Source organism: Ilumatobacter fluminis (assembly GCF_004364865.1).
Taxonomy (GTDB): domain Bacteria; phylum Actinomycetota; class Acidimicrobiia; order Acidimicrobiales; family Ilumatobacteraceae; genus Ilumatobacter; species Ilumatobacter fluminis.
The window spans coordinates 4,007,991-4,026,365 of sequence record NZ_SOAU01000001.1 but is presented as its reverse complement, the minus strand read 5'-3'; the positions used below and the strand labels follow the sequence as shown (position 1 = coordinate 4,026,365).

Below are 18,375 nucleotides of genomic sequence, written 5' to 3'. Positions count from 1 at the left end.
CAGCGTCAGACGGCCAGCGTCGTCGACAGCTCGTGGCGGGCTCGGGTCGACCATCCGGTCTCGTCGACGATCTCGTCCATCTCGGCCAGCCATTCGTCGATCGGCTCGACCGGACCGGGCAGATCGAGACGTTCGATCTCGGAGCGGAGCGAGGTGAGCATCCCTGCGAGCGTGCGCATGACGTCGGGGTCGTGTCGTCCGTGATGGCGGATCGGGTCGAGCGCCGCTCGGAGCAGCTGCTCGTGGGTGGCGACCGTGCGATGGACGATGCGACCGTCCTCGTCGATCGTCTCCGTCGCTCGCTCGTGTGTCCAGACCTCGCGCAGGATCTCACCGAGGTGCATCGTGAGGTCGCGTGCCGTCTGCGGGTCGTTGACGCCGGGTGAGAGTGCGCGCACGGCGATGTCGGTCAGCTGTGCCATGCCGAATCCGACGTCTTGCTGCATCGTGCGCGACGGGCCGAGGGCGAAGCAGTTCCGGATGTCGTCGACGATCTCGTCGCGATCGCGATCGTCGTTTCGGTCGTTGTTTCGGTCGCTGTTTCGGTCGGGCAATCCGCTGACCCAGGCGAGCGGACTCCGGCTCATGGCGTAGCCGCCGTGCGTGACGACGACCCACACGGTGGTGCCCTCGGGACTGACCTCGACGATCTGGGCGGTGTCGATCTGCTGGACCCAGCCAGCGGTGTCGGCTTCGACCGGGATCGCGTCGCCGGGGATGTCGTCGGGATCGTCGCGCCGGTCGTGAGCGAGCGGGGCTCGTCGAGGCGCGGCGCCCCGAGTCGCGCCGTTGGCGCGAATCGTCGAGATCGTGTCGTCGGTCAAGCGCTGAGCGATCGTGCCGATCTGCAGGTTCGTCGTGACCTGATCGATCGCCCGAACGACGTAGACGAGCGACACGATCGCCAGGACGACGCCGACGAGCACGGTCGTACTCGGCACGATGCTCAGATCGTCACCGAGCTGCCGCGCCGAACGAAGGCCGAGCAAGCAGAAGACCGTCGTTCCGAGGACGACGCCGACCGCCCGCTGGAGGATTCGGTCGCCCAACCAGTTCCGCAGTGTTCGCGGCGACAGCTGGCCGCTCGCCAGCTGGACGGCAACGAGCACCATCGACACCAACAAAGTGACGGCGGTGATCAGACCACCGGCGATCGCGCCGAGGATCGCCCGAGCGCTGTCGACGGTGGTCTCGAAGAAGTTCGGCAGCGATTCTCCGTCGAGCTGACGATCGATGACGAGGGTCACCTGGCTCAGGACGACGCCGGCGAACAGGAAGGTCAGCGGGACCAACGCCAGACGGTGCCGGGCGTCCTCGACCAGCTGGCGCAGCCGGACGATGCCGATGTGATCGCGGAGCCACGACGTCATGCGAACGGAGTACCCGGTGTCACCCACGTCCAACCAGGTCGGGCCGACCGAGGACTTCGCCGCGACTTCACCTCGGTCACACCCCACGGCCACTCGCACGTCGGAACCGACTCCTACGTTCCGCTCGTCCGCCCCACAGAGGAGACCTCCACCCCCATGAAACCCGCATCCCTCGGGCGACGGCATCGTGCCGTCGCCCTGTCACTCGCCGGCGCCGCACTGGCGTCGGCGACGCTCGTCGGCGCCGGCTCGTCGTCCGCCGCCCCTGGTGACGTCGTGTTCGCCGAAGACTTCGACTCGACGGCCGACGGAACGCTTCCCGACGGTTTCTTGGCCGCAACCGGTGACTGGTCGGTCGAAGACGGCGAGCTGATCGGCCACATGAGCGACAGCTACGCCCCCGCCATCCTGACATTCGGCGACCCGACACTCGATGACTTCCGCATCGAGTTCGACATGCGATTCGACGCCGTCAACATCGCGAACCGATGGGCCGGCGTGGTCACCGACATCGCCCCGACCGGGTCGGCCCCGTGGTGGCAGGCGGTCGTCCGAGCCGACGGCACGAGCGTCGAGTTCGCCGAGCGGACTGCCTCGAACGGATGGAACGTCACCAACGCATCGACCGCACCCGCCCCGGGAGTCGGCAACGATGTCTCGGTTCGTATCGACGTCCACGGTGACTCGGGTGAGTGGTTCCTGAACGACGAACTCGTCCTGACGACCGACGTCATGACGCGCAGCGACGCAGGCGTGCTCGGCTTCGCGATGACCGGCGGCACGGTCGCGTACGACGACATCGTGGTGACCGAGCTCGAACCGCTCCCGACCGAGCCCGAACCCGAGCTGTTCCGACTCGAGGAGTCGTTCGACGGCGACTCGTTGCCCGAGGGATTCACGCCGGTCTCGGGCGACTGGTCGGTGCACGACGGTCGGCTCCATCTCGACGCGCCGACGTCGATCGGTCGCATCACCTTCGGCCCGCACCTCGACGACTTCGAGGTGTCGGCCACGATGCGCTTCGAATCGGTGAACAACTCGTCGCGGTGGGCCGGCATCATGACCGACGCCGCGGCCGACGGGTCCGTGCCGTGGTCACACGCCGTCATGCGGTCGACATCCACGGCGACCAACGGCATCGAGTTCGCGATCCGCACCGCCTCCAACGGCTGGAATGTCACCGATCGTGCCGCTGCGCCGACGAATGCCGGCGTCGGCACCGACGTCGACGTCCGGATCATCGTCCGTGGCTCGCGCGGCGAGTGGTACTTCGACGACCAGCTCGTGCTCGAGACGAACGCGATCGCTCGTTCCGGCGACGGAGGCCTCGGCTTCATCGCCGACGGTGCCCGCATCAGCATCGACGATCTCGTCGTGTCCGAGTTGCCGTACGAGCCGATCTCGTTCATCCGGGAGCCGGGTGAGGGACCGGTGACGATCGCGCACCGCGGCAACTCGTCGGTCACCCCCGAGAACTCGCTCGCCGCGTTCGAGTCGGCGATCCGCACGGGTGCGGAGATGTTCGAGATCGACACCTACACCACGGCCGAGGGCAGCAACGTCGTGATGCACGACGGCACCCTCGACCGGACGACCGACGGCACCGGGTCGACCACCGGTGTGACCGACGAGTACCTACGTTCGATCGACGCCGGCTCGTGGTTCTCTCCGGCATACGCCGGTCAGGCGGTGCCGTTCTTCGAGGACGTGCTCGATCTCGCGAACGGTCGCGGTTCGATCGTCGTCTGGGAGGTCAAGAACATCAGCGGTCCCGACGAGATGGCCGAGGCGGTCGCCCAGATCCGCGAGCGCGGGATGGAAGAACAGGTCCTGATCCAGAGCTTCAACGCGACCTACATCGCCTGGGCTCGCGATGCCGCCCCCGAGATCCCGCGCGCCTACCTGAGCACGCCGAGCGGTGACCCCGTCGCGCTGGCACGCGACCTCGAGCTGTCGTCGTGGAACATGTCGGCCGGCTGGCTCCTCGGCAACCCCGAATTCGTGACCCAGATGCACGACATCGGGGTGGCCGTGATGCCCTACACCGTCAACGACGCGGCGACCTGGAAGGCGTTGGCCGAGATCTCGGTCGACGGCGTCATCACCGATCGCCCTGCCGCCCACATCGGCTTCCGGAACGGTTCGCCGATCGATGTCACGGTTGTGGCCCCCGAGCCGGTCGAGCCGACCCCGATCGCGGTCCGGGTCGAGCAGGCCGCAGCGCAGGCCGACCCGTCGGCAGCCTGGCCGGTGGCGTTCGACGTCGTGTTCGCCGAGCCCGTCGTCGGGTTCTCGGCCGACGACGTCGTCGTGGAGACTCCGGTCGCCACGACGACCACCATCACCGAGTTGACGCCGGGCCTCCGCTACCGGGCGACCGTGGCCGCCGTCGACGCGCCGGCGCCGTCCGGTGCCGTCACCGTGACGGTCGCTGCTGCTGCTGCCACCGACGCCGACGGCGTCGCCACGGCGGCGTCGACGTCGACCGACAACATGGTCGAGGTCGTGATCCCGGTCGAGCCGACGGCTGCGTGCCGGCTCGACTACGACGTCACGGCGACCTGGCACGGTGCGTTCATCGCCAACGTCGAGTTCGTCAACACGGGCGACATCGCCTGGGACGGCTGGGAGCTGGGCTGGACGTTCCTCGGTGACGAGCAGGTGCGGGCCAACTGGTCGGCGGTGATGGACCAGACGGGGTCCGACGTGACCGTGACCCCCGCTCACTGGAACCGGGTGATCGCGGCCGGCGATTCGGTCACCTTCGGGTTCATCGGACATCGCGGCGACGCTCTGCCCACGATTCCGGGTGACGTCACCCTCGACGGCGTGCGATGCGCCGGATGACCGCCGTCCACTGACGTCGGCTCCACGACGCGCCGAGGGCCGGACCGGGAACACCCGGTCCGGCCCTCGCTCGCGTCAGGGCGTCACCAGCGAGCCAGGGCGGCGAGGCCGCCCGTCATCTCGGGCGTCTGTGGCACGACCACGACGGTCGCCGACGTCGTCAGGGCTGCGGTGATCGCGGCGCCGATGGCATCGAGGCGACTCCGGCGTGCGTCGTCGTCCATCGACGATGTCGGGCCGGACACCAACAGCGTCTCGACCCGTCCCTCGCGGAGCGCGGCCTCGACCTCGCCAGGATCGGTGATGCCGCCCTCGTCACGGAAGCGTTCGAGGATGGCAACCTGGAAGCGAGCTCGGCGGTCTGCGAGCTGATCGACGACCTCGGACGAGATGCCGTCGACGTCGCCGGCCTCGATGTCGACGAGCCGGTCGCCGAACTCGTTGTCGAGCGCTTCGTGCAGGAACTGCTTTGCTCGCACCTCGCCGGTGACGGCGATGAGGACGGGGTCGAGATCTCGAGCCATCCGGGTCACGACGTCGGCCACGTCGCCGGCGTTGCGTTCCCAGGTGTTCTCGGCCCGCTGCTGGTAGCGGCGATGCGACCAGCCACCGCCGCGCACGCGATTGATGTGCTCGGTGTCGCCCTCGACGTCCTCCGTGCCCGTCGGCTCGCCGGCGTCGAAGCCGCTGACGGTTGCGCCGGCTCGGTCGGTGTCGACGATGATGTGGGGCAACGTCCGCTGACGGTCGTCGATGACCTCGAGCAGGCGCGGGTGGTCGGCGATCTCGACGACGGCGTTGTCGGCCTTCAGCTCACCGCTGAGCGGCTCGACGAACACGGTGCCGTCGGCGCGCTGGGCCACGACGAACGCCGGCGCATCGCTGTGATGCAGGTCGGCGACGGCCGACTCGAACGAGTCGAGCCGGTCGGACGGCCAGTCGGCGTCGAGCTGTCGGCGGGCGTGTTTCCACATCACCTCGAACCGGTGGTCGCTGCCGAACTGACCGCTCGGGGCGGGCAGCAGAACGGTTGCGAACGGACCCTCACCGTCGACGAACTCGCGGAGGTCGTCGGTGGAGAACGTGCTGGTGAGGCGGGCGGCTGGATCGATGGTCGTCATCGGGGCTCCTTCGTCGTCGGAATCAGGCTGTTCGGTCTCGCCGGCGCTGTCAACGGGCGCCGTCGACGTGGACGGCAGCGGCTTCGGGCGAGGTATCGCGATCGCCGGTGTCGGCGACCAGCTGTTGCTCGTCGTCGATCACGTCCGGGTCGAGGCCCGGATCGATCAGCGCCGGGGGTTCGGCGACGTCGGACCCGACCTCGTCGCTTCGGACGTGGCGGTCGTCTCGCGTTTCGTAGTCGTCCTCGGCGATCGAGCCGTCGGACAGGATGGACGGGTCGTCGACACCAAGCGGCTGGTCGGGCGGGAAGTCGTCGGCGGCGCGCTCGTCGTCGCCGACCTCCTCGCCGAGCTTGGAGGGGTCGAGCTGTTCGGCGTGTGAGTCGCTCATGAGCACGGCGTACCCGAGCTCGAGCGAGCGGAAACTCGCTCGTCAGTTCGAGCGCAGCGCCTCGATCAGCTCGTCCTTGGTCATGTCGGACCGTCCGTCGATGTCGAGCTCCTGTGCCCGCTCGTACAGCTCGTCCTTCGACCATTCCTCGTACGGCGACGACTCACCACCGCGCTTCGACGCGCCGTCGGAGTTCGCGATCGCCGCTGCTTTCGACTTCGACATGCCCTCGTCGCGCAGAGCTTCGTACTGCTCGTCGTCCTTGATGCTGGAACCGTGGTTCTTCGCCATGCGAGTGCGGTACCCGACGCTCCGACCCCGGAAACCGTGGCGCCTCCGCCGCCGGGCGCGCGGCCGGGCACGGTCGGGCAGACTGGAGCGATGAGCGACGCGACTGCGATCGAGATGCTGATCGACCCCCGGGAGCGTCCGGTCGGCAGCGGAACCGTCCGACGCCTCCTGCCGTGGCGACGCCGGCGGATGGTGGGTCCGTTCGTCTTCGCCGACGTCATGGGACCGGAGACGATGGGCCCCGGCCAGGGCATGGACGTCGACGCCCACCCCCACATCGGCCTGTCGACCGTGACCTACCTGCTCGCCGGCCGGGCGGTCCACCGAGACTCGACCGGCGCCGTGCAGACCATCGATCCGCGTGCGGTCAACTGGATGACGGCCGGTGGCGGTGTCACCCACACCGAGCGCAGCCACCCCGACGACCGTCCGGTCGACGCCGAGATGTTCGGTCTCCAGACGTGGGTGGCGCTGCCGGCCGAGAGCGAGAACGCCGATGCCCGGTTCGAACACAGCCCCGCCGACGAGATCCCGTCCGAGTCGGGTGACGGCGTCTCGGTGCGGCTGGCCGTGGGGACCGGGTTCGGGCTCGCAGCGCCCATCGCCGGGTCGTCTCCGCTCGTGCTCGCCGAACTCGACCTGCGTGGCGGCTCGGTGCGCGTCGAACCCGATCACGCCGAACGCGCCGTGATCGCGATGGCGGGCGACGTGTTCGTCGACGGCCACCGCCTCGACGTGGTCCAACTCGCCGTGATCGAACCGGGGAGTCGGCCGGTCGTGTCGGGCACCGGAACCGCCATGGTGCTCGGAGGCGAACCCGTCGGGCACCGTCACATCTGGTGGAACTTCGTCCACTCCGACCGTGAGGTCATCGAGGACGCGAAGGCCCGTTGGGAGCGGCAGGACTTCCCGCTCGTGCCGGACGACAGCGAGCCGTGGGTGCCGCTGCCCGGCAGCTGATCGGCGTCACCAGCCGCCAGTGCCCGGTTCGCCCTTGTGCGGACCGACGATCTCGTCGGTCACCCAGCCGCCGTAGAACCCACCCGCCTGAGGACGGACGACCTCGTCGGCGACCCGGCACTCGATGCGACCGGGATAAAACGCGAACCAGCCGGCGATCGTGAGGAACTCGGGCAACGGGGTCGGGTACGTCCAGCCGATCGGGTCGCCCGGCGTGTCGGCGAGCCGCCAGTACTGCGCCTCGCCCTTCCACTCGCAGAACGAACGGCCCTCGGCCCGGACGAGTCGTTCGGTGCGGACGTCGTCGGGCGGGATGTAGAACGTCGGCGGGCTCGCCGTTTCGAGGATGCGGACCGCCGCCGTCGTGTCGGCCAGGGGGTCGGCCGGGTCGCCGACCACGACGCGGCGCCCGTCGGGATCGATCCGGGGTGGGCGTGGGTAGTCCCACACCGATTCCTGTCCCGGCCCGGGCTCGAGGGCGAAGGGTGGACGTTCGTCGCCCGTGTTGGTCCAACCGAAGAGTCCCATGTTTCGACGGTACCCACTCGCCAGGCGTGATCGGTCGCGACACCGGGCACTGTCGGGCATGAGCTACGACATCCACATCGGAGACCAGGTCGAATGGAACTGGGGCAGCGGCACCGGGACCGGGAAGGTGGTCGAGCGTTTCACCGACAAGGTGACCCGCACGATCGACGGCAGCGAGATCACCCGGGACGCGAGCGAGGACAACCCGGCCTACCTCATCGAGCAGGACGACGGCGACCGGGTGCTCAAGTCGTCGAGCGAGCTGTCGTCCGCCTGAACACGCAGCACGGCGCACACTCGCGACGCGCCACCACAGGTGGCGGAGGCGCGCGAAACTTCAGGCCGCCTTGATCGGGGGTTGATCTTGGAGTCTTAGCGTTCCCCGCATGACTGAGAGTGCGGGAATCGATCAGGCTTCGACCGGGATGCGTGTCGGCGTCGTATCGGCGTTCCCTCCTGGCAAGAACAGCCTGAACGAGTTCGGGTGGCACATGGTGACGAACCTGGCGCCCAAGCGTGAGGTCGACACCGTCGTGTTGTACGCGGACGACACCCCCGAGGGCGCCCCCACCCCGGTCGATGACGTCGACGTCGAGGTGTGCTGGGAGTTCAACTCGATCCGCAACGTGTGGCGGATCGCCCGAGCGGTCCGTCGCAGCAAGCCCGACGCCGTGCTGTTCAACCTCCAGTTCGCCACGTTCGGCGACAGCCGCATCGCCGGCGGGCTCGGCCTCCTCGCCCCCGCCGTCGTCTCGATGATGGGTGTCCCGACCGGCGTCGTGCTCCACAACCTCGTCGAGAACGTCGACATGGAGGACGCCGGTTTCGCCTCGAACAAGCTCGTCGCGAAGGCGATGTCGTTCGCCGGTCGCATGCTCACCAAGGTCATCCTGCGTGCCGACTACGTCGCGCTCACCATCCCCCGGTACGTCGAGATGCTGCGCGACTCGTACGGCGCCGACAATGTGCTGCTCGTCCCCCACGGCGCGTTCGAGGTCATCGACGAACCCGACTTCGGCGTGCCCGACGGGCCCCGCAAGCTGCTGGCGTTCGGCAAGTGGGGCACCTACAAGACCGTCGACGTGCTGATCGAGGCCTATCGCCTGTTGCTGGAGCGCGGTGGCTACGACGACGTCGAGGTCGTCATCGCCGGCACCGACAGCCCGAACAGCAAGGGCTACCTCGCCGGCGTCGCCGAGACCTGCGCCGATCTGCCCGGCGTCGTGTTCACCGGCTACGTCGAAGAAGACGACGTCCCCGTCCTGTTCTCGAGCGCCGCTGCCACCGTCTTCCCGTACACCTCGACGACCGGCAGCTCCGGGGTGCTCCACCAGGCCGGGAGCTACGGGCGCGCCGCCGTGCTCCCCAACATCGGCGACTTCGCCGAGGTGATCGAGGAGGAAGGCTTCATCGGCCAGTACTTCGACCCTGCCGACGCCGAGAGCCTCGCCGACGCGATCGCGGCCGTCATCGACGACCCGGCGCGCCGTGAGGAAATGGGACGACGGAACTTCGCGGCTGCAGCCGGCATCCCGTTCTCCGAAGTCATGGACTGGCACCTGAGCCACCTCGAGCCGCTCGTCGAGGCCAACCGATGAACGACGTCGCCGAGCGCACCGGCGGCAAGGCCCTGCTCCAGGGCGGCACCCTGCTCGCGATCGGCATGATGGCTGCCAACGGCGGCAACTACCTGCTCAACCTGCTGCTCGGCCGCTGGCTCGAGCCGGCCGAGTTCGCCGACGCCAACCTGATGGTGACCCTCATGTTGCTGGTCACTGCGATCGCGATCGCCCTCCAGCTCGTCGCCGCCCGCTACGCCGGCATCCACCAAGCCCGCGGCACCGACGACCGAGCCGACGCGATGGCGGCGTGGCTGGCCCGCTGGGCCACCTGGGCCGGCATCGCTCTCGCCGTCGTGCTCGCCGCCCCGGCCGTCTGGTGGGCCGACGTGTTCAACACCGAATCGGCCTGGCCGTTCGTCATCCTCGCCGTCGGCATGCCCGCCTACCTCGTGCAGGCCGTCGGCCGGGGCGTGATGCAGGGCCGACTCGATTTCGCCCGACTCGCCTCCACCTTCGTCGTCGAGATGATCGTCCGGGTCAGCGCCGGGCTCGCTCTCGTCGCCCTCGGCTTCGGAGTCAACGGCGCCACGCTCGGTCTCACCTTGTCGTTCATCGCCACCTGGGCGTTGGTGCGGTGGATGCAACCGATCCACGGAGAACCGAAGCTCACCGTCGCCGAGTTCGGCGACCTGCGCACCTACGTCACGCCCGTCCTCGTCCTGCTGCTCGGCCAGATCGTGATCAACAACGGCGACGTGATGATCGTCAAGAGCACCTTCGACGGTGACACCGCCGGCGTCTACGCCGCCATCGCACTGATCGGACGCGCTGTCTTCTTCCTCTCCTGGTCGGCCGTCACGACGCTGTTCCCGGCCGTTGCCCAGCGGAGTGAGTCGGACGAGGAGTCGACCGGACTCCTGATCGGCGGCGTCGCCGTCGTCAGCGCGGCGTGCGGCTTCATGGTGCTGCTCGCCTGGCTGTTCGGCGACATCTTCCTGAGCGGGGTGTTCGGCGACGAGTACGCCGGCGTCGACTCGCTGCTCGTCGGCTACGCGATCGCCACATCGATGTTCGCCGTCGCCAACCTGCTCGTCACCTTCCAGCTGTCGGCCGGCCATCATCGAGAGAGCAACCTGCTCCTCATGGGCGCCGTCTTCCAGACCACGCTGCTGCTCCTCTTCCACGACTCGATGCGCACCGTCGTCGACGTCCAGCTCATCGCGATGGGCACCCTGCTCGCCGCCGTGGCGATCTCGACCGTCGCCCGAGTCCGCTCGCACACGCCCCGCCCCGGAGATGCGACGATGGGAAAAGCACCTGAGACCGAGGAGGCGCTGACATGAACTCGAGCACCGACGACGCACTGCCCACGACCGAGGCGGGCACCCCCGGACTCGACCTGTACCGACGGTGGGCCGAACAGCCGATCGACGGCCCGCCCGAGATCAGCATCGTCATCCCCGCCTACAACGAGGAGTGGCGCATCCTCCCCACGATCGGGGCGATCGCCGTCGAGATCAGCAAGCTCGACCGGCCCTGGGAACTGATCGTCTCCGACGACGGCTCGTCCGACGACACCCGCAAGCTCGTCCGCGAGCTCGGGCTGCCGAACCTCCGCCTGATCGAGAGCGAGAACACCGGCAAGGGTGGGGCCGTCCGACGCGGCATGCTCGCTGCGAAGGGCGACTACGTCCTCTTCGCCGACGCCGACCAGTCGACGCCGATCGAACAGTTCTCGCAGCTGCTCGCCGAGATCACCGAGGGCGGTGCCGACGTCGTCGTCGGGTCGCGTGCCGCCGACGGCGCCGACGTCGCCAACAAGTCGTTGCTCCGCAAGGTGATGAGCGCAGGCCTGAACGGCATCGTCCGTGTCGGATTCCGGATCCCGATCAGCGACACCCAGTGCGGCTTCAAGCTGTTCACGAGAGACGCCGCCGACGAACTGTTCGGCGTCCAGCGCATCGACGGGTTCTCGTTCGATCTCGAGATCCTGTTCCTGGCCCGCAAGCGCGGCATGAAGATCTCCGAGGTGCCGGTCGCCTGGTACGACGCTCCGGGATCGACCGTCGACCCCGGCAAGGTCGCCATCCAGTTCCTCAAGGACCTCGTGCGCATCCGCACCTGGTCGATCCAAGGCAAGTACTCCACGCCGCGCAGCGCGGCACCCGAAGCCGAGAAGGACCCCGCATGAACGTCTCCGTCGCGCTCGCCGACACCGAAACCGTCCTGAGCCTGTCGGGCCGCTTCGACGCCCACGAGGTCGAGGCCTACCGCGCTGCGGCCGACCCGGTCGTCGACGTCGACAGCGCCTCGATCGTCGTCGACCTGGAAGCGGTCAACTTCATCGACTCGTCGGCGCTCGCCGAACTCGTGCGATCGATGAAGCACGTCCGCGAACGTGGCGGCGAGCTGGTGCTCCGCAACCCGAGCGACCCCGTGCAGATCATCCTCGAGCTCACCGGGCTCGACCTCGCCTTCACGATCACATGATGACGCTCGAGCGGCTCCCCAGTCTGCTGCACCCCGTCGAGGGGCACCTCCGGCGTCTCGCCCGAACCTGGATCAACGACGGTGCCGACGGCTGTCGCCTCCGCTACGGCGACGAGGTGGTCGTGATCGACGGCCGTTGCGACGAGGACCGTCTCGTGTCGGCCCCGTTCGGCGGTCTGCTGCACGATTGGCACTGGGAGGTCGGCACCGATCGACGCAACACCGAGCGAGTGGAGGCCGAGGCCGATCTGCTCGGCGAGCTGGCCGCGCGGAACGAAGAAGTCGGCCAGGTCGCCGGTGCACTCCTCGAGAGCGGCGACCAGCTGCTCGCCATCTACGACCTCGCCCGCAGCTCGCTGTCGCGTGCCACCGGTGCCGAACGGCGCCGGATCGCCGTCGCCGACGCGCTACGCCTCACGGGTGCCTCGTGCGCGGCGCTCGTCGGTGGCGAGGAGACGGCCTACGTCGGAGACGACGCAGTCGCGGCACGCATGCTGCCCTGGAGCGGCGACTCGACCCGGACCGCCATGCGACGGGTCGACGGCGTCGGCGACGTCGCCATCCGCCCGTTCCCCGACCGTGCCGACGGCACGTTGCTGCTCGCGTCCGGGCCCGATCGACGGTTCACCACCGCCGACCTGAAGTTGATCGACGCGATCTCGTTCTTCGCCGGCGGGCTCATCGCACTCGAGCGGATGAAGAGCGACGCCGTTCGTGGCGCCCTCATCGAGCGTGATGCCGAGACGGCGGCGAAGCTCGCCCAGATGCTGCTGCCGCGTGAGAGCCCCGACATCGACGGGCTCGACGTCGCAGGACGATGCGACCCGGCGCGTCTCGCCGGTGGCGACTTCTACCTGTGGATCCCGACCGGTGATCACGTCGTGGTCGCCGTGGGCGACGTGTCGGGCAAGGGGCTCGGAGCGGCACTCGTCATGACGATGGTCGTGCGCACCACCACACGGCTCGCGCTCGAATCGAACATCCCCGATCCGCACGAACTGTTCCGCCAACTGGCGCGCCACCTCACCGACTACCTGAGCGAAGCCGGTGTGTTCATCACGATGGTGATCGGGGTCTACCGGCGCGACGGCGACACGATCCGGTTGGCGAACGCCGGGCATTCACCCGTCCTGGTCGGCAACGCCGACGGGTTCGCCAACCTCCCGCCGACCGCTCCGCCGCTCGGCGTGATGGAGGACATGATCGCCGACACCGTCGAGCTGCCCTTCGTCCCCGGTGACGTCGTCGTCATGGGGACCGACGGACTCGTCGAGCAGGAGAATGCCGAACGGGCGCAGCTCGGCGACGAATGGATCGCCGATCACATCGCCGGCCTCGCCGGCGATCCTGCCTGTGTCGTCGTCGACTCGTTGTTCGCCGCCGTCGAACGCCACGCCGGGGACACCGCCGCCAGCGACGACCGCACCGCCGTCGTCATCCGCCGGGAGAAATCGTCGTGCACGAACTGACGGTCCACGCCGACCTGCTGAGCATCCGAGACATCGGACCATGGCTCCGTGAGGTCGCCGGTGACGCCGTCGCTGCGGACGCGCTCGAGTCGTTCGCGATGAAGTGCGAACTGGCCGTGCAAGAACTCGCCGTCAACATCGTGACCCACGGCTACGACGGCGAAGCCGGACCCGACGATCACATCACGCTCGCCGGCACGACCGTCGACGGGGCGGTGCAGGTCGTGATCACCGACCGCGCCAAGGAGTACCGTCCCGACGAGCAGGCCGCTCCGGCCGCCGACGAACCCCAAGTGCACGGCTACGGGCTCATGATCGTGCGCCAGCTCACCCGCCGCTTCGATCACGAACGTGTCGACGGCGTCAACACGACCACGCTCGAGTTCCCCCTGCCAGGAGGCCAACCATGAAGATCACCACCACCGACCAGGTCACCCGATCGACCACCCTCGCCCTCGAGGGCCGACTCGACGCCCTCAGCGCACCGTCGTTGCGCGACGCGCTCGACGGTGTCTTCGCCGGCGGCGTCCATCAGATCCTGATCGACCTCGCCGCCGTCGACTTCGTCGATTCGGCCGGCCTCGCTGCCCTCGTCCACGCGATGAAGGCGGCTCGGACCGAAGGCGGCGATGTCGAACTCGTGCGTCCCCGCTCCGACGACGCGTTCCGCGTGTTCGAGCTGACGAAGTTCGACGCCGTGTTCCGCATCCACGAAGCGTCCTGAACCATGGCGCGCATCCTGATCGTCGACGACGACATGGTGTCGCGCGTCTTGCTGCGCCACCTGCTCGCCGCTCACGGCCACGAGGTCGTCGAGGCCGACGACGGAACCACGGCGGCCGACACGTACCGACCCGGTGATGTCGATCTGATCATCAGCGACCAGGAGATGCCGACGATGTCGGGCATCGAGCTCCGCCGCCACCTCGGGGAGGGCCTCACCGTGCCCTTCGTGCTGCTCACCGGCTACGCGACAGGAGACGAGTTCGCGCTTTCGCCCGAGGCCGACGAGGTCGACGCGTTCCTCACCAAACCGGTGTCGGCCGCCATGGTCGATCAACTGCTCGCCAACCTCGAACTCTGACCGCTCCGCTCGGCTGCGCCCACGGGTCGCATGCGAGACTGCCCCTTCATCCGAGGGACGAAGGGGGACCCGATGACCGAACCATTGACCGTCTCGCACGCGCACGGACCGACCGAGCCGGCAGTGCGCGACATCACGATCGGCGCGTTGCTGCGCGAGACCGCCGCCGACCTACCCGACCGCACCGCCCTGGTCGCCGGCACGCCCGAGCCCGACCGTCGCCGGAGCTGGACCTATGCCGAGCTGGTGACCGACGCCGAACGGACCGCCCGAGCACTGGCACAGCGGTTCGAGCCCGGCGAACGGGTCGCGGTCTGGGCGCCGAACGTGCCCGAGTGGCTGATGCTCGAGTTCGGTGCTGCGATGGCCGGGCTCGTGCTCGTCACCGTCAACCCGGCGTTCCGGGCGAGCGAGGTCGAGTTCGTCCTCACCCAGTCGCGTGCGTCGGGGGTGTTCGTGCTCGACGAGTTTCGCGGGAACCCGATGCGCGCCACCGTCGAGTCGGTGCAGGCCAACTGCCCCGAGTTGCGCGAGATCATCCCGCTCAGCGACTGGGACGACTTCATCGCCACCGGCGACGCCGATGTGGCCCTGCCCGACGTCGCCCCGACCGACCCGGTGATGATCCAGTACACGTCGGGCACCACCGGTTTCCCGAAAGGGGCGCTGCTGCATCACCGAGGTCTCGTCAACAACGCTGCTCACACGTCGTCGCGCATGGGTGTCACCTACGGCGACTCGGTGTACGTCAACCCGATGCCGTGCTTCCACACCGGCGGGTGTGTGCTCGGTGTGCTCGGCGCGGTGTCGAAGGGGTCGACCCACGTGCTCGTCGAGGCGTTCGAACCCGGGCTCGTGCTCGAACTGCTCGATCAGTACGGCGGCACGGCGATGATGGGCGTGCCGACCATGTTGATCGCCATGATCGAGCATCCGTCGTTCGAGTCGAGCGATCTGTCGAAGGTCGAGGCGATCTGCTCCGGCGGATCGACGGTGCCCGCACCGCTGGTGCGTCGGCTCGAGGAGAGCCTGGGTGCGCCGTTCACGATCGTGTTCGGCCAGACCGAATGCTCGCCGGTCGCCTCGATGACGAATCCGAGCGACAGCATCGACGACAAGGCGAACACCATCGGCAACCCGATGCCGAACGTCGAGGTCAAGATCATCGACCCGGAGTCGGGAGAGACGGTGCCGATCGGCACGATCGGCGAGTACTGCACCCGTGGGTACCACGTGATGCACGGCTACTTCGAACGTCCCGACGCCACGGCCGAAGCCATCGACGAGGAGGGTTGGCTCCACACCGGCGACCTGTGTGCGATGGACGAGCGCGGCTACTGCACGGTCGAGGGTCGCCTGAAGGACATGATCATCCGCGGCGGCGAGAACATCTACCCACGAGAGCTGGAGGAGTTGCTCTTCGCCCACCCCGACGTCGGCGAGGTCGCCGTGGTGGGCCTGCCCGACGAGAAGTGGGGCGAGACCGTCGGCGCGTTCATCCGACCGGCGCCGGGCAAGACCGTCGACAAGTCGGCGCTGTTCGCCTACATGCGCGAGCACCTGGCACCGCACAAGACCCCGGCGCAGTGGTTCGAGGTCACCGAGTTCCCGCTCACCGGATCCGGCAAGATCCAGAAGTTCAAACTCCGCGACGACTACCGAGCCGGCACCCACGACCCCGTCTGACCGGCCCTCGCGGGTCAGGTGCCAGAGGTGACGGGTGAGGCGCAGCCGAATCCGTGACCGGCGGTCACCTGACTCCGGGGTTCTGTGGTCTGACCCGGCGGCTCGTTCCCTCCGGTTCGCGCACCCGTCCCGGGTCAGGTGATCGCCGGTAACGGCTCGTTCCTCGCCGTCACCTTTGACACCCGACCCGGAGACCCGGCGTCAGGCGAAGGCGACCTTGGCCACGTCGTCGTAGGTGTCGGCGAGGTGGAACGTCATCTCGTCACGCACCCGTTCGGGGACGTCGTCGAGATCGGGGCCGTTGCGCTTCGGCAGCACGACCTCGGTCAGGCCCATCCGATGGGCGGCCAGCACCTTCTGCTTGACGCCGCCGATCGGCAGCACCTGGCCCTGCAAGGTGATCTCACCCGTCATGCCGACCGTCGGCTTGACGTGGCGGCCCGTCATGAGCGACACGAGTGCCGTCGTCATCGTGATGCCGGCCGAGGGCCCGTCCTTCGGCACCGCCCCCGCCGGCACGTGCACGTGGAAGCGGCGTCGGAGTGCCTCGTCGTCGAGACCCAACTCGTCGGCGTGTGACCGCACATAGTTGAGGGCGATCTGCGCCGACTCCTTCATCACGTCGCCGAGCTGCCCGGTGAGGGTGAGGCCCGGCTCGGCATCGGGGCCGGTCGGGAAGGCCGTCGTCTCGATGAAGAGCACGTCGCCACCCACGCCGGTGACGGCGAGCCCGGTGGCGACGCCCGGCACGTTCGTGCGCTCGGGCACGTCGTCGGTCACCTTCGGACGGCCGAGCCACGCCGACACCTCGTCGGGGTCGATGATCACCGGGGTCTCGGTGCCCGTCGCGACCTTCGAGGTCACCTTGCGGACGAGCCGACCGAGCTCACGTTCGAGCGTCCGCACGCCCGCCTCGCGGGTGTAGCCACGGATCACGGCCGAGATCACGTCGTCGCCGACGTCGATCTCGTCGCTGCGCAACCCTGCCTGCTCGACCTGGCGGGGGAGGAGGTAACGGTTGGCGATGAAGCGCTTCTCGTCCTCGGTGTACCCGTCGAGACGCACCAGATCCATCCGGTCGAGCAGCGGCGCAGGGATCGTGTCGGCGACGTTGGCGGTCGCGATGAACACGACCTCCGACAGGTCGAGGTCGACCTCGAGGTAGTGGTCGCGGAAGGTGTGGTTCTGGGCGGGGTCGAGCACTTCGAGCAGGGCGGCGGTCGGGTCGCCCGACCAGCCGCCTGCGGTGAGTTTGTCGACCTCGTCGAGCAGGATCACCGGGTTCATGGTGCCGGCCTCCTGCAGGGCACGGACGATCCGGCCGGGCTGCGACCCCACGTAGGTACGGCGGTGACCGCGGATCTCGGCCTCGTCGCGGATGCCGCCGAGCGCGACGCGGACGAACTCGCGTCCCATCGCCCGGGCGACCGACTCGCCGAGACTGGTCTTGCCGACCCCTGGCGGTCCGACGAGGGTGATGATGGCGCCCGAACCTCGCGTGGCGCGCTCGCCGTCTCGCTCGTCGATGCCGCGGTCGCGGCGGAGCTTGCGGGTGGCGAGGAACTCGACGATGCGGTCTTTCACCTCGTCGAGGCCGTAGTGGTCGGCGTCGAGCTGGGCGCGTGCGGTGTCGAGTTCGAGTGAGTCGTCGCTGCGCTCGCCCCACGGCATGTCGAACACCCGGTCGAGCCAGGTGCGGATCCAGGAGTGCTCGGGCGACTGTGAGCTCATCCGCTCGAACCGGTCGAGCTCCTTGGCGATCGTGTTCTTCGTGGCGACGGGTGCGTCGAGCTGTTCGAGGCGATCACGGAAGTCGCCGACGACGTCGTCGTCGCCCTCGCCGAGTTCCTTGCGGATCGCGTTGAGCTGTTGGCGGAGCAGATACTCGCGCTGCTGCTTGTCCATGCCCTCGCTGACGTCGTTGCGGATCGTCTCGGCGACCTGCAACTCCGCGAGATGGTTGCGAGCCCACGAGCTGATCGCGTCGACACGGTCGGCCAGGTCGACGGCGTGCAGCACTCGGCGACGGTCGTCGTCGGCGAACTCGGCCCAGGTGGCGACGGCATCGGCGAGGGCCCCGGGGGCGCGGGTGCTGCCGAGGATCTCGGGGAGGCGGCGCGAGCGGCGCAGCGGTGCGATCAGTTCGAGCACGGCGCGCAGTTCGCGGGCGGCGGCGGTCACGCGCTCGGTGGGGGTCGGGTCGATGATCGGGTCGACGGCAGCGGTGAGGCGGGCGTCGCCGCCCGCCTCGTCGGTGCGGGCGAGGCCCACATAGGCGCGGGTGTCGATCTGGACGATGGCGACCGGTTCGCCGCCGGGGAGCTTGCCGACGTCGGGCACGGTGGCGACGACACCGAGGGTGTCGGCCGGGTCGGTGACGAACGCGATCCGGCCGTTGGTGTCGGTGCGAGCGGCCTCGACGGCCTGCCGGAGTCGGGGGTCGGACAGCTGGAGGGTGAGGGTCGCGCCCGGGAGCACGACGGTGGGGAGGATGGCGACGGGGAGACGGGTGGTCGTCGACGTTTCGGACATGTTGTCACGGTACGGGAAGAAATCCTGAGTCGCTACCTGTCAAC

The 18,375-nt window shown here is 68.8% G+C and carries 18 protein-coding genes; 12 read left to right on the top strand and 6 right to left on the bottom strand.

The genetic code is table 11. The features are described from left to right. Positions 1 to 5 precede the first annotated feature (5 nt). Positions 6 to 1,370, bottom strand: a complete 1,365-nt coding sequence (locus BDK89_RS18255) for a DUF2254 domain-containing protein (RefSeq protein WP_166657677.1) — start codon at positions 1,368 to 1,370, stop codon at positions 6 to 8. A 156-nt stretch (positions 1,371 to 1,526) separates the two neighbouring features. Between BDK89_RS18255 and BDK89_RS18250 the strand changes: the two genes are divergently transcribed. Further along, positions 1,527 to 4,217, top strand: coding sequence for a glycerophosphodiester phosphodiesterase family protein (locus BDK89_RS18250; protein WP_133870315.1), 2,691 nt, complete (start codon positions 1,527 to 1,529; stop codon positions 4,215 to 4,217). An 83-nt stretch (positions 4,218 to 4,300) separates the two neighbouring features. On the opposite strand, the gene BDK89_RS18245 is transcribed toward BDK89_RS18250, so the two are convergent. Genes BDK89_RS18245 through BDK89_RS18235 form a run of 3 tightly spaced genes read right to left on the bottom strand, consistent with a single transcriptional unit; the run spans position 4,301 to position 6,020 of the window. Then, entirely contained in the window at positions 4,301 to 5,338 is a 1,038-nt protein-coding gene (locus BDK89_RS18245; protein ID WP_133870314.1) for a baeRF2 domain-containing protein, read from the bottom strand. Positions 5,339 to 5,387: 49 nt separating this feature from the next. Then, complete coding sequence (locus BDK89_RS18240; RefSeq protein ID WP_133870313.1) at positions 5,388 to 5,729, bottom strand: hypothetical protein; 342 nt, start codon at positions 5,727 to 5,729, stop codon at positions 5,388 to 5,390. Positions 5,730 to 5,771: 42 nt separating this feature from the next. After that, the gene (locus BDK89_RS18235) at positions 5,772 to 6,020 is read right to left on the bottom strand and encodes a DUF7218 family protein (protein WP_133870312.1); all 249 of its coding nucleotides are present in this window, start codon (positions 6,018 to 6,020) and stop codon (positions 5,772 to 5,774) included. A gap of 90 nt (positions 6,021 to 6,110) precedes the next feature. On the opposite strand from BDK89_RS18235, the gene BDK89_RS18230 reads away from it, so the two are divergent. Next, positions 6,111 to 6,980, top strand: a complete 870-nt coding sequence (locus tag BDK89_RS18230; protein ID WP_133870311.1) for a pirin family protein — start codon at positions 6,111 to 6,113, stop codon at positions 6,978 to 6,980. 6 nt (positions 6,981 to 6,986) lie between these two features. Here the strand turns inward: BDK89_RS18230 and BDK89_RS18225 are convergent, their stop codons facing one another. Continuing rightward, complete coding sequence (locus BDK89_RS18225) at positions 6,987 to 7,508, bottom strand: DUF427 domain-containing protein (RefSeq protein ID WP_133870310.1); 522 nt, start codon at positions 7,506 to 7,508, stop codon at positions 6,987 to 6,989. Positions 7,509 to 7,566: 58 nt separating this feature from the next. Between BDK89_RS18225 and BDK89_RS18220 the strand changes: the two genes are divergently transcribed. The 10 genes from BDK89_RS18220 (at position 7,567) to BDK89_RS18175 (ending at position 15,799) form a co-directional block, all read left to right on the top strand. Continuing rightward, positions 7,567 to 7,785, top strand: a complete 219-nt coding sequence (locus tag BDK89_RS18220; protein WP_133870309.1) for a hypervirulence associated TUDOR domain-containing protein — start codon at positions 7,567 to 7,569, stop codon at positions 7,783 to 7,785. A 109-nt stretch (positions 7,786 to 7,894) separates the two neighbouring features. Continuing rightward, positions 7,895 to 9,106 carry a glycosyltransferase gene (locus BDK89_RS18215; protein ID WP_133870308.1) on the top strand — a complete coding sequence of 404 codons (1,212 nt, stop codon included), beginning with the start codon at positions 7,895 to 7,897 and terminating at the stop codon, positions 9,104 to 9,106. Continuing rightward, a complete protein-coding gene (locus BDK89_RS18210) occupies positions 9,103 to 10,413 on the top strand; it encodes an oligosaccharide flippase family protein (RefSeq protein WP_133870307.1) in 1,311 nt (436 codons plus the stop codon). The genes BDK89_RS18215 and BDK89_RS18210 overlap by 4 nt, the downstream gene beginning before the upstream one ends. Beyond that, a complete protein-coding gene (locus BDK89_RS18205) occupies positions 10,410 to 11,261 on the top strand; it encodes a dolichyl-phosphate beta-glucosyltransferase (RefSeq protein ID WP_133870306.1) in 852 nt (283 codons plus the stop codon). Before BDK89_RS18210 ends, BDK89_RS18205 begins: the two co-directional genes overlap by 4 nt. Beyond that, entirely contained in the window at positions 11,258 to 11,560 is a 303-nt protein-coding gene (locus tag BDK89_RS18200; RefSeq protein ID WP_133870305.1) for an STAS domain-containing protein, read from the top strand. Before BDK89_RS18205 ends, BDK89_RS18200 begins: the two co-directional genes overlap by 4 nt. Beyond that, complete coding sequence (locus BDK89_RS18195; RefSeq protein ID WP_166657676.1) at positions 11,560 to 13,029, top strand: PP2C family protein-serine/threonine phosphatase; 1,470 nt, start codon at positions 11,560 to 11,562, stop codon at positions 13,027 to 13,029. Before BDK89_RS18200 ends, BDK89_RS18195 begins: the two co-directional genes overlap by 1 nt. After that, positions 13,017 to 13,439, top strand: coding sequence for an ATP-binding protein (locus BDK89_RS18190; RefSeq protein WP_166657675.1), 423 nt, complete (start codon positions 13,017 to 13,019; stop codon positions 13,437 to 13,439). The genes BDK89_RS18195 and BDK89_RS18190 overlap by 13 nt, the downstream gene beginning before the upstream one ends. Next, positions 13,436 to 13,753: an STAS domain-containing protein gene (locus tag BDK89_RS18185; protein WP_133870302.1), complete on the top strand. Its 318-nt coding sequence runs from the start codon at positions 13,436 to 13,438 to the stop codon at positions 13,751 to 13,753. Before BDK89_RS18190 ends, BDK89_RS18185 begins: the two co-directional genes overlap by 4 nt. Positions 13,754 to 13,756: 3 nt before the next feature. Beyond that, entirely contained in the window at positions 13,757 to 14,113 is a 357-nt protein-coding gene (locus BDK89_RS18180; RefSeq protein ID WP_133870301.1) for a response regulator, read from the top strand. A gap of 72 nt (positions 14,114 to 14,185) precedes the next feature. Next, positions 14,186 to 15,799 (top strand): AMP-binding protein, encoded by a 1,614-nt coding sequence (locus tag BDK89_RS18175; RefSeq protein ID WP_133870300.1) that lies wholly within the window; start codon positions 14,186 to 14,188, stop codon positions 15,797 to 15,799. Positions 15,800 to 16,000: 201 nt separating this feature from the next. Here the strand turns inward: BDK89_RS18175 and lon are convergent, their stop codons facing one another. Next, positions 16,001 to 18,331: an endopeptidase La gene (gene lon, locus BDK89_RS18170; protein WP_133870299.1), complete on the bottom strand. Its 2,331-nt coding sequence runs from the start codon at positions 18,329 to 18,331 to the stop codon at positions 16,001 to 16,003. Between the last annotated feature and the right edge of the window lie 44 nt (positions 18,332 to 18,375).

What these genes read in the sequence shown, in the direction of transcription:
- BDK89_RS18185 (WP_133870302.1), top strand. Translation starts at nt 13,436, where the DNA reads ATGAAGATCACCACCACCGACCAGGTCACCCGATCGACCACCCTCGCC.
- BDK89_RS18180 (WP_133870301.1), top strand. Translation starts at nt 13,757, where the DNA reads ATGGCGCGCATCCTGATCGTCGACGACGACATGGTGTCGCGCGTCTTG.
- BDK89_RS18205 (WP_133870306.1), top strand. Translation starts at nt 10,410, where the DNA reads ATGAACTCGAGCACCGACGACGCACTGCCCACGACCGAGGCGGGCACC.
- BDK89_RS18220 (WP_133870309.1), top strand. Translation starts at nt 7,567, where the DNA reads ATGAGCTACGACATCCACATCGGAGACCAGGTCGAATGGAACTGGGGC.
- BDK89_RS18255 (WP_166657677.1), bottom strand. Translation starts at nt 1,370, where the DNA reads ATGACGTCGTGGCTCCGCGATCACATCGGCATCGTCCGGCTGCGCCAG.
- BDK89_RS18195 (WP_166657676.1), top strand. Translation starts at nt 11,560, where the DNA reads ATGACGCTCGAGCGGCTCCCCAGTCTGCTGCACCCCGTCGAGGGGCAC.
- BDK89_RS18230 (WP_133870311.1), top strand. Translation starts at nt 6,111, where the DNA reads ATGAGCGACGCGACTGCGATCGAGATGCTGATCGACCCCCGGGAGCGT.
- BDK89_RS18175 (WP_133870300.1), top strand. Translation starts at nt 14,186, where the DNA reads ATGACCGAACCATTGACCGTCTCGCACGCGCACGGACCGACCGAGCCG.
- BDK89_RS18215 (WP_133870308.1), top strand. Translation starts at nt 7,895, where the DNA reads ATGACTGAGAGTGCGGGAATCGATCAGGCTTCGACCGGGATGCGTGTC.
- BDK89_RS18240 (WP_133870313.1), bottom strand. Translation starts at nt 5,729, where the DNA reads ATGAGCGACTCACACGCCGAACAGCTCGACCCCTCCAAGCTCGGCGAG.
- BDK89_RS18245 (WP_133870314.1), bottom strand. Translation starts at nt 5,338, where the DNA reads ATGACGACCATCGATCCAGCCGCCCGCCTCACCAGCACGTTCTCCACC.
- BDK89_RS18235 (WP_133870312.1), bottom strand. Translation starts at nt 6,020, where the DNA reads ATGGCGAAGAACCACGGTTCCAGCATCAAGGACGACGAGCAGTACGAA.
- BDK89_RS18250 (WP_133870315.1), top strand. Translation starts at nt 1,527, where the DNA reads ATGAAACCCGCATCCCTCGGGCGACGGCATCGTGCCGTCGCCCTGTCA.
- BDK89_RS18200 (WP_133870305.1), top strand. Translation starts at nt 11,258, where the DNA reads ATGAACGTCTCCGTCGCGCTCGCCGACACCGAAACCGTCCTGAGCCTG.
- BDK89_RS18210 (WP_133870307.1), top strand. Translation starts at nt 9,103, where the DNA reads ATGAACGACGTCGCCGAGCGCACCGGCGGCAAGGCCCTGCTCCAGGGC.
- BDK89_RS18225 (WP_133870310.1), bottom strand. Translation starts at nt 7,508, where the DNA reads ATGGGACTCTTCGGTTGGACCAACACGGGCGACGAACGTCCACCCTTC.
- lon (WP_133870299.1), bottom strand. Translation starts at nt 18,331, where the DNA reads ATGTCCGAAACGTCGACGACCACCCGTCTCCCCGTCGCCATCCTCCCC.